11 protein-coding genes and 1 pseudogene are annotated in these 14004 nt (G+C 46.8%); 9 read left to right on the top strand and 3 right to left on the bottom strand.

Going from position 1 to position 14004, the window contains the following annotated elements; all coding sequences use genetic code 11:
* The first annotated feature begins 8 nt into the window (after positions 1-8).
* The 6 genes from ccoN to GLV81_RS05415 are packed head-to-tail and all read left to right on the top strand — an operon-like array spanning position 9 to position 6165.
* The gene (gene ccoN, locus GLV81_RS05390; RefSeq protein WP_157477519.1) at positions 9-2147 is read left to right on the top strand and encodes a cytochrome-c oxidase, cbb3-type subunit I; all 2139 of its coding nucleotides are present in this window, start codon (positions 9-11) and stop codon (positions 2145-2147) included.
* 6 nt (positions 2148-2153) lie between these two features.
* The gene (locus GLV81_RS05395; protein ID WP_157477521.1) at positions 2154-2315 is read left to right on the top strand and encodes a CcoQ/FixQ family Cbb3-type cytochrome c oxidase assembly chaperone; all 162 of its coding nucleotides are present in this window, start codon (positions 2154-2156) and stop codon (positions 2313-2315) included.
* A gap of 29 nt (positions 2316-2344) precedes the next feature.
* Complete coding sequence (locus GLV81_RS05400; protein ID WP_157477523.1) at positions 2345-3523, top strand: cbb3-type cytochrome c oxidase N-terminal domain-containing protein; 1179 nt, start codon at positions 2345-2347, stop codon at positions 3521-3523.
* A 44-nt stretch (positions 3524-3567) separates the two neighbouring features.
* A complete protein-coding gene (gene ccoG / locus GLV81_RS05405) occupies positions 3568-4980 on the top strand; it encodes a cytochrome c oxidase accessory protein CcoG (protein WP_157477525.1) in 1413 nt (470 codons plus the stop codon).
* Positions 4981-4992: 12 nt separating this feature from the next.
* Positions 4993-5430 (top strand): FixH family protein, encoded by a 438-nt coding sequence (locus GLV81_RS05410; protein WP_157477527.1) that lies wholly within the window; start codon positions 4993-4995, stop codon positions 5428-5430.
* Between the two features lie 9 nt (positions 5431-5439).
* A complete protein-coding gene (locus GLV81_RS05415; protein WP_157477529.1) occupies positions 5440-6165 on the top strand; it encodes a sulfite exporter TauE/SafE family protein in 726 nt (241 codons plus the stop codon).
* A 51-nt stretch (positions 6166-6216) separates the two neighbouring features.
* Here GLV81_RS05415 and GLV81_RS05420 read toward each other — a convergent pair whose 3' ends face one another.
* On the bottom strand, positions 6217-6624 hold the full coding sequence (locus GLV81_RS05420; RefSeq protein ID WP_157477531.1) for a cobalamin B12-binding domain-containing protein: 408 nt from the start codon (positions 6622-6624) through the stop codon (positions 6217-6219).
* 253 nt (positions 6625-6877) lie between these two features.
* Here GLV81_RS05420 and GLV81_RS19270 point away from each other — a divergent pair, with 253 nt between their 5' ends.
* Together GLV81_RS19270 and GLV81_RS19275 are read left to right on the top strand one after the other, a co-directional pair.
* Positions 6878-8305, top strand: coding sequence for a DUF5117 domain-containing protein (locus tag GLV81_RS19270; RefSeq protein WP_197428964.1), 1428 nt, complete (start codon positions 6878-6880; stop codon positions 8303-8305).
* Positions 8232-9494 carry a zinc-dependent metalloprotease gene (locus GLV81_RS19275; protein ID WP_197428965.1) on the top strand — a complete coding sequence of 421 codons (1263 nt, stop codon included), beginning with the start codon at positions 8232-8234 and terminating at the stop codon, positions 9492-9494. The genes GLV81_RS19270 and GLV81_RS19275 overlap by 74 nt, the downstream gene beginning before the upstream one ends.
* Positions 9495-9651: 157 nt before the next feature.
* On the opposite strand, the gene gltX is transcribed toward GLV81_RS19275, so the two are convergent.
* On the bottom strand, positions 9652-11997 hold the full coding sequence (gene gltX / locus GLV81_RS05430) for a glutamate--tRNA ligase (protein ID WP_157477534.1): 2346 nt from the start codon (positions 11995-11997) through the stop codon (positions 9652-9654).
* Between the two features lie 245 nt (positions 11998-12242).
* Here gltX and GLV81_RS05435 point away from each other — a divergent pair.
* A pseudogene (locus tag GLV81_RS05435) lies at positions 12243-12835 on the top strand (polysaccharide deacetylase family protein).
* Positions 12836-13077: 242 nt separating this feature from the next.
* On the opposite strand, the gene GLV81_RS05440 reads toward GLV81_RS05435, so the two are convergent.
* Entirely contained in the window at positions 13078-13971 is an 894-nt protein-coding gene (locus GLV81_RS05440) for a DUF1684 domain-containing protein (RefSeq protein ID WP_157477536.1), read from the bottom strand.
* Positions 13972-14004 lie beyond the last annotated feature (33 nt).

The following is a 14004-nucleotide window of genomic DNA, read 5'->3' on the forward strand; positions in this document are numbered from 1 at the left end:
ACATCAATATGCAACAACCACTTGAAAGATTCGCTTATGACAACAGGCATGTAAAAGCCTTTGCCTATGCAACCATTGTTTGGGGTCTGGTGGGAATGCTTGTCGGATTGCTGATTGCCTTCCAAATTGCATTTCCTGCACTGAACTTCGATTTTGCTTACACCACTTTTGGCCGGGTAAGACCTGTGCACACCAATGCGGTGATTTTCGCATTTGTGGGCAACGCCATTTACATGACGGTGTATTACGCACTTCCGAGGTTGATGAAGACTTCTATGTTTAGTCCAAAGCTTGGCTGGATTCATTTTTGGGGATGGCAGTCCATAATTGTAGCCGCTGCGGTTACATTGTTGGCTGGTTACACTTCAGGTAAAGAATATGCCGAACTGGAATGGCCCATCGACATCGCCATTACATTGGTATGGGTGGTGTTTGGTCTCAACATGTTCATGACCATTTTGAAGCGTCGTGAACGGCACATGTATGTGGCTGTTTGGTTTTGGATAGCTACATGGGTTACCGTGGCCATGTTGCATATTGTCAACTCTTTCGAACTGCCTTTTAGTGCATTGAAAAGCTACAGCTGGTACGCTGGTGTGCAAGATGCACTTGTGCAGTGGTGGTATGGTCACAATGCGGTGGCCTTCTTCCTTACTACACCTTTCATTGGTGTGATGTACTATTTCGTACCAAAGGCTGCTAACCGTCCCGTATACAGCTACCGTTGGAGTATCATTCACTTCTGGGCGTTGATTTTCTTGTACATCTGGGCTGGTCCGCACCACCTGCTGTATACTTCGCTGCCCGATTGGGCACAGAGCCTTGGTACTGTGTTTAGCGTTATGCTCATTCTCCCATCTTGGGCGGGTATGCTCAATGGTTTGATGACCTTGCGTGGTGCATGGGATAAGGTACGTGAAGAACCCATTTTGAAATTTTTTGTAGTGGCACTTACCTGCTATGGTATGAGCACTTTTGAAGGCCCCATGCTGAGCCTGAAAAGTGTAAACGCCATTTCGCACTTTACCGACTGGACTGTAGCACACGTACACGTAGGTGCGTTGGGCTGGAACGGCTTCCTCACATTTGGTGCGTTGTATTTCCTGGTGCCCCGCTTGTGGAATACGCCTTTGTATAGCAAGAAGATGGCTGCACAACACTTTTGGATTGGCACCCTCGGTATCATTTTGTACGCCATTCCCATGTACTGGGCTGGTTTCTCTCAGGCGCTGATGTGGAAAGAGTTTACTCCGGAAGGAACTTTGAAATATCAGTTCCTGCAAACAGTAACCAACATTCGCCCCATGTACATTTTGCGTGGCATAGGTGGTACGTTGTACTTTGTTGGTTTCCTGATGTTGGTGGTAAACATTTGGAAAACCATTGCCGCAGGCAAATTTGTACCTACAGAATATGGCGAAGCACCAGCACTCGAAAAGAATTTCGTTCCACATGCAGGATACAATTTCTGGCATGCATGGATTGAGCGTCGTCCTGTGCAAATGCTGATTGTGAGTCTCGTAGTAGTAGCCATTGGTGGTTTGCTCGAACTCATTCCTACATTCCTCATCAAATCAAACGTGCCCACCATTGCTTCGGTAAAACCATATACACCGTTGGAGTTGGAAGGTCGTGATATCTACATCCGCGAAGGTTGCTATACCTGTCACTCACAAATGGTGCGTCCTTTCCGTGATGAAGTAACCCGCTATGGCGAATACAGCAAGGCTGGTGAGTTTGTATACGATCACCCATTCCAGTGGGGTAGCAAGCGTACCGGTCCCGATTTGCACCGCATTGGTGGCAAGTATCCTGATAGCTGGCACTACAACCACATGATGAAGCCAACGCTGATGAGCCCTGGTAGTTTGATGCCGAATTATCCATGGTTGCTGGATGATGATTTGAATACTTCGCTGACGGCTGCTAAAATCCGTGCTATGCAAACACTGGGCGTGCCTTATCCTGAAGGATACGATCAGATAGCTGTAGCAGACCTCAACAAGCAAGCTGCACAAATAGCTGAGGGTTTGAAAAAGGATAAAATCACTACAGCACCCAACAAAGAGATTGTAGCCTTGATTGCCTACCTGCAACGTTTGGGTAAAGACATTAAAGTAAAAGACGAAACCGTAGTCATAAAATAAGCAGCTATGAAATTCATCAACTATCTGCAGAGCATTTCCGGTGTGTCTATTTTTCCTTTAATCGGTTTGCTGTTGTTTGTGACCTTTTTTGTTGGCGTTGCATTTTATGTGTACGGTGCCGATAAAAAAAGCTGGCAGCAAAAAAGCAATCTGCCTTTAGAAAACTAACATCATTCACCCAACGAATACTATAGTATATGCGGTTCAATATTTTCAAACATAAATGGCTCTCCATCATGGGCGTAATGCTGCTGATGGCACAGGTAGCCGGTGCGCAACCCAAAGAGCCCAGCACCCTCAGCAATCCGCTGGCACAGGTGATGGTACTGATCATGATTATGCTGGCATTGGCCATTGCATTGCTCGGCAATGTGGTAGGCAATGCGGCCGATTTATTCAGAACAAAACTGCGGAAAGCCCGTTCCGAAAAAAACAGCGGCAATGCAGCAACCGTAATATTGTTGCTGAGTGCCGGTTTACTGGCTTCTATTGCTGGCAATGCTCAGGCTGCTGCTGATGCGGCTACAACGGCTGCACCTGCGGTAGACAATAGCATCAACGGTTTGTCGCCTTTTACTTTTTACCTGATGGCTGCTGTGATTGCAGTTGAAATTATCATTTTGGTAGCCTTGGTTTATCAACTGAAGTTTTTGGTAGGCATCGAGTCGCGGAAAGAAATGGCTGCTGCTGTTGATGGCGTGGCTGTTCCTAAAGTTAGCTGGTGGGATAAGGTAAACCGTTCTGCCAAAATTGAAGATGAAGCAGCCATTGACCTGAGCCACGATTATGATGGTATCAGCGAACTGGACAACAAGCTGCCACCATGGTGGATTGCTGCTTTTGCACTCACCATTCTTTTCTCTGGTGTGTATCTCTATCGTTACCATGTTTCTCACTCTGCGCCATTGCAAATTGAAGAACTTGAAATTTCGATGAAAGAAGCAGAGGAAGCCAAAGCTGCATATTTGGCAATGAGTGCCAATAATGTAGATGAAAACAGTGTGACCATGTTGGATGCAGGATCCATAGCTTCTGGTAAAGAATTGTTTTCAGCTAACTGTATTGCTTGCCACGGCACAGCAGGTGAAGGCAACACAGTAGGCCCTAACCTGACGGACAACTACTGGATACATGGTGGCGACATCAAAGATGTATTTAAGAGCATTAAATATGGTTGGGTAGAAAAGGGCATGCGTAGCTGGAAAGATGATTTCTCTCCCATGCAAATGGCACAGCTGGCCAGTTTTGTAAAATCACTGAAAGGCACGAATCCGCCCAATGCAAAAGCACCTCAGGGCGAATTGTATGACGAGAATCAGGCTGCTGGCGCTGCGAGTGTGACTGATAGCACGGCAGCAGCAGCACCTACTAAATAGCTTTGACACACGAATGCCCTTCAACCAGGCATTCATACCAGATTATGAGTAACGAGAAAGCAACCATTGAGCAGTTAGAAGAGTCGTTTCGCGACAGGATGCCATCTGTAACCAAAGAAGGAAAACGGAACTGGATTTATGCATGGCAGCCCAAAGGGAAATGGTACACCCGGCGTACTATATTGAGTGTACTGTATGTCGCGTTGTTTTTTGCATTGCCGTTTATTAAAATGAATGGCAATCCGGCACTGCAGATAAATGTGGTAGAAGGAAAGTTTTCTATTCTTGGTCTCATCTTCTGGCCTCAAGATTTTTTCATCTTCGGCGTAGGCATGGTAACCATGGTAATTTTTATTTACCTGTTTACCATGATCTATGGCCGGGTGTTTTGTGGTTGGGCATGCCCCCAAACCATTTTTATGGAAATGATTTTCCGTAAAATGGAATGGATGGTGGAAGGCAATCCGAATGAACAACGCAAGCTGAACAATGGCCCATGGAATGGTAATAAGATTGTACGAAAAACACTCAAGCATTTATTGTTTTTGGCTTTCTCTTTTCTTATTGCCAATACATTTCTGGCATACATCATTGGTGTTGAAGATTTATTTAAAATCATTCAGGAGCCAGTAACACAACACGTCGGCGGTTTTGTAGCACTCATCATTTTTACGCTTGCTTTTTATGGTGTGTATGCTTTTGCCCGTGAAATTATCTGTACCGTTATTTGCCCGTATGGCCGATTGCAAAGTGTGTTGCTCGATCGTAACTCTGTAATCGTTGCATACGATTACAACCGCGGCGAACCTCGTGGCAAAGGCCGTCGTACTGAAGAAAACAAACTGGGCGATTGTATCGATTGTAAGCAGTGTGTGGTGGTTTGTCCTACTGGTATTGATATCAGAAATGGTACGCAACTGGAATGCATCAACTGTACGGCATGTATTGATGCCTGCAATACCGTGATGGATAAAGTAGGCTTGCCTCGTGGATTGGTTCGCTATGCCAGCGAAGCACAGCTGGCCGATAATCAGCCATTCAAGTTTACAGGTCGCATGAAGTTTTACTCTGTGGTGCTGGTATTGTTGCTGGCCGGGTTAACAACGCTCTTGCTTACCCGCAACGATGTAGACGTAACTTTACTTCGTGCCCGTGGCCAGCTCTTTCAGGAAGTAGGAACCGATAGTTTGAGCAATTTGTACCACCTGAATATGGTGAACAAAACAGTGAAAGACATTGATGTGCAATTGAAAGTGGAAGAACTGCCTGGTGTAATTAAATTAGTGGGCGGCCACCAACTGCATACACCGGCAGAAGGACAAGCAGAAAGCACCTTCTTCCTGGTACTGCCCAAGTCGGCCATTAAACGCCGCGACACCGATGTGAAAATTGGTGTGTACAAAGACGGAAAACGAATCAGAACAGTGAAGACCAGCTTCCTGGGCTACACTGAATAAAACATCAAGCCTATGACCATCAAATGGAACTGGGGAACCAAAATATTTTTGGTGTACACAGGGTTTGTGGTATTCATGCTCGGCATGGTTTACCTCTGCACCCGCCAGAATTATGATTTGGTATCTACCGATTACTATGCACAAGAGCTGAAATATCAGCAAGTGATTGATGGCAAAAACAACGCCAATCAATTGGGCAAAGCCATGACCATTGCTGCTACTGCCAATGGTGTAGCCGTGCAATTGCCAGTGGCTGCTGTGGAAGGTGAAGGGGAATTGCATTTTTACCGCCCCGACAATGCCAGCTACGATTTTAAAGTGCCTGTAAAAGGAGATGGACTCATCAACATCCCTTCCAGCCAATTGAAGACTGGCCGGTATACTGTAAAAGCAACCTACCAGTACGAAGGCAAACCTTATTACAACGAGGCAACTTATTACGCACCATAATTTTTGTACATGGATGCTTTGTACCTCAGTGCATTGGTATTAGGACTTGCCGGTAGCCTGCATTGTGTAGGCATGTGCGGTCCTATTGCTTTATCACTGCCATTTGCTTCGGCCAATGGATGGGGCAGAGGCATGGGTATACTCGCCTACTTCGGCGGCAAAACATTTACCTACGCAGCATTGGGTGCTTTGTTTGGCATTGTAGGGCAGCAGTTGGTGCTGGCCGGATGGCAGCAGGCCCTGAGTTTGGTGCTGGGTGTTGCCATGTTGTTTTTTGCGATTGTGACCATTTTCAAACCCGCCATATTCCACAGTAATCAGCTTACCATTTACATGGGTAACAAACTATCGCCGCTCATGGGAGCGATGATGGGTAAGCGGGCCTACTCTGCCACTTTTGTGCTGGGTATGCTCAACGGTTTGTTGCCTTGTGGATTGGTGTATGTAGCGTTGAGTGCAGCGGTTGCTACGGGTAGCATTGTATCGGCTGCTGTATTTATGTCGGTGTTTGGCATTGCTACCGCACCGCTCATGTTGTTCTTGTTATTATTTGCTGCACAGTTGAGTGCAAAATATCGCAGCAAAATGCGGCAATGGTTGCCCGTGTTTACCGGCATTGTAGCCATCCTGCTTATTCTTCGTGGATTGGATTTGGGCATACCCTACATTTCTCCTGACCTTGAAGGACTGCCCGCCGCCAGTCGGGGCGCCGAGACCATTCCTTGTCACGAATAAATAGATTCTTCCTTCTTTCAGACTTGCCGTCTTCCCGACTTTCGGACTTATCTAAAAACTCCGATGCTCCTTCACCCAGGCCGAAATAAAATCGGCAATATCATGTGTATTGGTGCCGGGCTGAAAGAGTTTGCCCACGCCCATGTCTTGCAAGGTTTTGCTATCATCATCAGGAATGATACCGCCGCCAGTGAGCAGTACATCGTGCATGCCTTTTTCATCCATCAGGCTTTTGATGCGGGGAAAAACGGTCATGTGAGCACCGCTCAAAATGCTGACACCAATGGCATCGACGTCTTCTTGCAACGCAGCATTTACCACCATCTCAGGCGTTTGGCGCAGGCCGGTATAAATCACTTCCATGCCGGCATCCCGCAAGGCAGTGGCAATAATTTTCGCTCCTCTGTCGTGGCCGTCTAATCCTACTTTGGCTACCAGTACCCGTATTGGTCTGTTCATGATGTAGAGTTTTTATGCAGCAGCAACATGCTCACTCAGCAGGTTGCAATCGTTGTGTGCTGTTGTTACAAAGCTGCACAAAGGTAGGAGGCCAACTGCTTTCCGCCATTGCATTTACCCGTTGCTTCATTGCTTTCACCACAAATGGTCATCGCTGAAATGCGGCTACTGTCCAGCTATTTTACCTTTTAACCGATTTTGCCCAAGGAATACCGAATTTGTAGCAAATTGTTGACCAATTAAATATTCCTCTATGAGATCTACAACACAATGGTTGCTACCGGCAGCATTGTTGCTGAGCATGACCAGCATGGCGCAGCGCAATGATAAAACAGCCGTAGTAGCCCCTCCGGCCGCAGTGGCAGACACCGCTAAAAAGGCTGCTCCCAAACCCCTTTCTATTGCCGACAAAATCAAGTCGAGTAAAAAGCATGCCGGCTTGTTTACCGTGTATCAGGATACGGCCACAGGTACCACGCAGTTGTATGTACGCAAAGACCAGCTCGGTCAGGAATTCATTTACCAGAGTTTTTCGCTGAGCGGTCCTACCAGCTTGTTCCTCAACCAAAGTATGCACCGCTCTACCCTCATTTTTGCTATCCGCAAAGTGTACGATAAAGTGGAGTTTGCCACACAAAACACCAACTTCTTTTACGACCCCAACAATGCCGTAACCAAGTCGGCTAATGTGGATGTGCCCGAAGCTGTTTTCTTGTCAGAAAAAATTGCCGGTGAAGATTCTACCGGTTACCTCATCGCCGCTGATGGTTTGTTTGTGGGCGAAAAACTCGATCCGGTGAAGCCGTTGAATCCTCCGGGTTTGCCGCCAACGGCCATTTTCAATCTGGGTGGCCTCAACCCCATGAAAAGCCGTGTGACGGGTGTGCGTAGCTATCCCAACAACACCGATGTGGTGGTGGATTTGGCTTACGACAACCCCATGCCTTTCAACCAGGGTGGTAAAGACATTACTGATGCCCGCTTCAATAAAGTGCGGATGCAGCACTCCTTTATTGAAGTGCCGAAAAATGATTTCCGACCCCGCCGCGATGACCCACGGGTGGGTTATTTTGGTTCAGAAGTAGACGACATGACGTCTCTGTCACCAACGCCATTTAAAGACGTGATCAACCGCTGGCATTTGGTGAAGAAAGATCCGAATGCAGCCATCAGCGAACCCGTAGAACCCATTGTATGGTGGGTAGAAAATACCACGCCTGTAGAGCTGCGTCCATACGTAATGGAAGCCGGCAATAAATGGAACGAAGCCTTTGAAAAAGCGGGTTTCAAAAACGCCGTGGTAATGAAGCAAATGCCTGACGATGCCACCTGGGATCCTGCCGACATTCGCTACAACGTGATTCGTTGGGTAAGCAGTGCCTATCCTTCGTACGGCGCTATCGGGCCCAGCTTTACCAACCCCCGCACCGGCCAGATTCTCGGTTCAGATATTACCGTAGAATGGCGCAGCGGTGCCGGTACACCCATCCAAAGTGAGCTGTACGAAAAAGCTTGCTGCTACTTCTTGGGAAGAAGCGTTTGCCCAAAACAAATCGGTACAGCAATTGCTGCCTGCCGGTGCTCACAAACATTGGGCTACCTGCAACATGGCGCAAGAGTTGGCTATGCAGTTTATGACTGGCGCTACTGCTGTAGAAGTGCTGGATGGCGATGCGGCTGAAGTGCCCGAAATGCACAAGCAGTTTTTGTATTACCTCATTCTGCACGAAATGGGGCATACCCTCGGCCTCAACCACAACATGAAAGCCAGCCAAATGCTGAGCCCCGCCGAAGTACACAACAAGAGCATTACCCGCAGCATTGGTTTGCAGGGTAGTGTTATGGATTATCCTGCCGTAAACGTATCGCTGGACCGCAGCAAGCAGGGCGATTACTACACCACCAAAGTAGGCCCTTACGATGTGTGGGCGATTGAATATGGTTACACGCCATTCAGTGCTGCTACAGAAGAAGAAAGCCTGAAGAAAATCCTGTCTCGCAGCAACGATCCCAAACTGGCTTTTGGCAACGATGCAGATGACATGCGTGGCGCCGGTAGCGGTATTGACCCCCGTGTAATGGTGAACGATATGAGCAACGACATGGTGGCTTATGCCGAAGATCGTTTCAAATTGGTGAATACCATGCTCGGCAAACTCAAAGACCGTTACACAGACCCCAATGAATCTTGGGCCAAACTGCGCAGCCGGTATTATACTGTTATCAGCCAGCGTAGTCAAATGGCCGGTGCCGTGGCCAACTACATTGGTGGTGTGTATGTAGACCGCAGCTTCCCCGGACAGCAAAGCGGTAACAAACCATTTACACCAGTGCCTGTGGCGTATCAGAAAAAAGCCATGAGCCTGCTGGCGAAAAATGTGTTTGCACCAAACGCTTTTGATGCTGATGCACAACTGTTTCCTTACCTGCAATCACAGCGCCGCGGTTTCGGTTTCTTTGGTGCTACCGAAGATCCTAAACCACAAAACACAGTATTGAATTTGCAGATGAGTGTATTGCAGCGCATGCTCAACCCCGTTAGCTTGCAGCGCATCAACAGCAGCAGCTTGTATGGCAATACTTACAGCGTGGCTGATGTAATGACTGATTTGGTAGGCGCCATTTTTACGGCTGATTTGAAAACCGGTGTAAACCTGTACCGCCAAAACCTGCAAACAGAATTCGTAAAAGGTGCCAGCGGTATTGCTACCACAGCTCCCGGCTACGACAATGCTTCTAGAGCCGCCGCTTTGAGCACCCTCAAGAAAATTAAAACGCAACTGGCTACTGCTGTAAGCCCCGATGAGCAAACCCGTGCACACCGTGCCAATTTGCAATTCCTCATTGAGAAGGCATTGGCGGTGAAATAGAGTTGATCGGTTAATTAGTTGACTGGTTAATTAGGAGATATAGTCACCCAAAAAAACATCCCACTGGCGAAAGCAGGTGGGATGTTTTTTTATGGTTCAGTAAATCCTTGTAAAAGAAAAATGCAGAATCTATAAATTCTTCTTCTAGAATCTTTATCTAAAAATTTTCTACAAGTGATTTGTGATAATGTTCGAAATCATCAATCAATGAATTTAGATAATTGTCACTAGGAGTTGTTTCCTTGAGAAGGTAGAGGGTTAAGTGCAAATGCAATATCATTCTTTCAGAGATTGAGTTTATCCTCTTTTTTCTATCGAAAATACCTTCACTCATTAATTCGTGGGTTAGTATACTTACGTGGTCATACTTTGAGTAGTAGATATACTGTTCATAAACATCAAGGAGTCCCTTTAATGTAGGTTGTAAACTTGTTTCTTTAAAAAGATCATTTGCAAATGGTGCTTTCAAAAAAGGTTGTTTATTTGATTTTCCATTATTAGGATCATAATCAGGACTTAGGAAACCCTTGTATTTATTTGTGAATTTTTCTATGAACTGGTCTGGCTCAGAAATTGCGTAAAATTTCACTTGATTTACTGTGGTAAAATAAGCTAACGTTTGATTTAATCCATCAGCAAGACGGACCTTTGATGCATAATTAAGCTGTTTGTGGATTTCCTCTTCTGGAAGTTTTTTTTCTTTTCCTCTAGTAAAAATGTCTACTAAGTTCAATACTATCAACTGATCAAGAAGTACGGCTCTTGCGATAATTCCAAAGCCAAATTCGTTTTCAAATCGATTATTTACTTCACTCGAAAGAGTTGAGAGGCTAATGGAAATGGAATTCAATCTTCGGAGCAAAATGAGTGATAATAACTCTGTGTCTTTGACTTGTTTACCATTGAAGTGCTTAAATACATTCTCGGAGACTTGAGCAACAGTTTCAAATAAATTAATTGCCATTTCAGGTGAGAATGGTACAAGCTCTTTTAATGTCCTTCGAATTCTTGCAATGGTTGCTTCTTTACCAATAATGGAAGCAATGTCAAACACGGCCGGGCCAAACTTGCCACCCACCAGCATGATGCGGAAGGGCAACATCAGTTCGCCGGGCTTTAAGCCATTCACTGCAGCAATCTCTTTGAACGCATGTTCCAAATCAGCAGCCTGCCACAGTTGCGTCAGTTCATAGTTGCGGATGAGCTCAGTAAAGAACAAAGTCTTCTGTTCATTCCATTTTCCTTTGATGCTCTCGGTATCAATGCTGGCCGGTGCCTGAAAAAAGAAGCCAGCCTGCTCGTAAAAATCACTAAGCAAAGTGCAGCGTTCTTTTACCAGGTCAATTACTTGCAGCAATACCTGCTCGTTACAGTCTGTAATGCCATGCTGCGCCAGTACTTGTTGCACTTCAGGAAGCAGACGCTGTGCAGTGCTGCGCTTTATCCATTCGTGGTTGTACCACTTGGCTTTTTCAAAATCAAACTGTGCACCGGCGCTGTGTACCCGCTCCATGCTGAAGCGTTGTACCATTTCATCGAGGGTAAAAATTTCCTGTCCGCTGCCATCGTTCCAACCCATGAGTGCCAGCAGGTTTACAAATGCCTCGGGCAAAAAACCTCTTTCGCGGAAGCCTTCGGTGAATTCATTTTTCACAGGGTCGGTCCAGTTCATGGCAAAAATAGGGAAGCCGTATTTGTTGCCATGGCGCTTGCTGAGCTTGGCACCATCAGGACCCATAATCAGCGGCAAGTGGGCCCATGCAGGCATGCTGTCTTCCCAGCCCAGTTTCTTCCAGAGCATCAGGTGAACAGGCGCACTGCTCAGCCATTCTTCTCCACGAAATGCATGGGTGATTTTCATGAGGTAATCATCTACCACCACCGCCAAATGATAGGTGGGCATACCATCAGCTTTCAGCAATACTTTATCATCTACCTGGCTGGTATGCACATTTACTTCGCCACGCACCATATCCGTAAAACCAATCACTTCGTCTACCGGCATTTTGATGCGTACCACGTAAGGAGTGCCTTCAGCAATCAATTCTCTGGCCGCTTCCAGCTCCATGTTCAGGCTGTTGCGCATGTGTTGTCGAACCTGCTGGTTGTAGGTAGGCGAAGGGTTCTCCGGCGTTTTGTATTGCTCCCGCATGGCTTCGAGCTCTGCAGGCGTATCAAATGCATAATAGGCATCGCCCTGCTCTACCAGGCGATGGGCATATTGCTGGTACATTTCCTTGCGTTCGCTTTGGCGGTAGGGGCCATAAGCGCCGGGCTTTACCACACTTTCGTCGGGTTCGAGGCCGCACCATTTCAGGCAATCCAAAATATAGGCTTCTGCACCGGGCACGAAACGGGTTTGGTCGGTGTCTTCGATGCGCAACACAAAATCGCCTCCATGCTGGCGGGCAAACAGGTAATTGTACAATACGGTACGCACACCACCCAGGTGCAATCCACCCGTAGGTGATGGGGCAAAACGAACTCTTACTCTTTGACTCATAGGCGGCAAAGATAGTTTGTAGAAAGGAGTCAGGAAGATGGGAAGACCGAAAGTTGGGAGTCCGGAGTCTGTAGACCGGAGACAGTAGATAAAAGGCTCTATTCTACATCACCTCTCCTTTGGAGAGGCCGGGAGAGGTAAAATAGAAACACGAAGTCTTAACACCAACCACCAACCACCAACTATCATCTATCAACTATCTTGCATCCATGTTTTACTTGCATCATACACCGTGGTGGTTGCGCATGCTGTTTCCGAAAGGATTGCAGTGGCAGGGGCCGGTGTTGCAGGGCAACGAAGTGTACCTCACTTTTGATGATGGACCTCACCCCGAAGCCACGCCTTTTGTGCTGGATCAACTGCAAGCTGCAGGCATGCAGGGAACCTTTTTTGCATTGGTAAAAATGTACTGCTGCACCCCGACATCTATCAACGCATTTTGGCCGAAGGGCATGCGGTGGGCAATCATACCATGCATCACCTCAATGGAAGAAAAGCTACTACGAGTGATTATGTGGCGGATGTGGATGCAGCTGCCGGCGTCATCGATAGCCAACTATTTCGTCCACCATACGGGCAACTGACCAAAGATGAAGCAACACAAATCCGTTCCCGATATCCTGACATGTCTGTGCTGATGTGGAGTGTGCTTACCGGCGACTTTGATACGAAGAAAAATGGGCAGCATTGTTTTGCTGCTGTCAAAAAACATACCCGTCCCGGCAGCATCATTGTATTTCACGATAGCGCCAAAGCCATGCCCCGCTTACATGAATCATTGCCGCTTACCTTGGCATGGTTACAAGAAAAAGGCTTGCACAGCAAAGCAATTTTGTAGTGATACTATGTGTGCCAGCCATTTAGCAATTCAAACAGCATTGTAATTAGAGCACCATTACACAGAGGGAGGCGTTGGCCGGGCAAAACGGCCGGAGGCATCGGGTTTGCCTTGAATTTTCTTTGGTTACTTTCTTTTTTCAAGAAAAAGAAAGTAACAATGCTGCAGTATAAGAAATTTAGAGGTAGTAAAATTGTTGCACTATCTGGCTATATTAAAGTGAAGATAGAAATCACGTTTGTCTAATGATGTCCGTAATCTTTTTCTCCCGCTTCAATAGCCATCGTTAACTGATTTTGCTTGGGCGGCAACGGACAAGTGGCAAATGGTGTAAACGCACAAGGTGGATTGATGGCCTTGTTGAAATCGAGCACTGTTTTGCCATTGCCATCGGGCATGGGAGCGTACAAAAAACGACCTGCACCGTAAGTGCTTTCACCATTGGTGGCATCTGCAAACAAGATGAACAATTCATCGCCTTCGGTGAGTGCCTGCAGGCTGTACGATTGGCCATGCAGGGTAAACAACAAGGTGCCTGCTAATGGTTGCTCGTTGGTTTGTCCCAGCACATTGCTAATGGCAATGGTTTTGGGGAAAGCAGGCTTCATCAGTGTTGCCTGCACTTTGTACGTTGTGTCTGTTGCAAATCGATCTGTGCCGTGAAAAGCTGCCACATTAGGATGATTCAGCTGCCGCAAACGGATACCCGTTTTATCACCACGTTGAATGATGGTAAACTGCCAGTCACCCATTTTTACCACGCCTGATACGCCCAACTTTGCATCGAATACAATGCCTTGCGTAAATGCCTTTCCGTTGACGGTTGCGCCTACGCCCGGCTTCAATTGTAGACTTACCTGAGCATCCGTCCACATCAACTCGCCAGCTGTTGCATAAGGGAAGCCGGCCGGGTAAACAGTCTTGTTTTCGGGGCTGCTGCCAAAGCTGTTGTTGCCTGGTTGCAACCACAGTAATCCTGCCAAATTCAACCATCCATCGGTTGATTTCAGGTAAGCGATTCTTTTACTTATCCATTGCTGCAATTCAGCATCGTATGCAGGATTGCTGCGTTGAGCCAGCAAGTTGGTGCTGCAAATAACAGTGGTCAATAATGTAAAGACAATCCGTTTTTTCATGCCAGTAAAACAAGTGAAGGGGCAAGATAGCGG

Origin of the sequence: Phnomibacter ginsenosidimutans (assembly GCF_009740285.1) — a bacterium.
Lineage (GTDB): Bacteria > Bacteroidota > Bacteroidia > Chitinophagales > Chitinophagaceae > Phnomibacter > Phnomibacter ginsenosidimutans.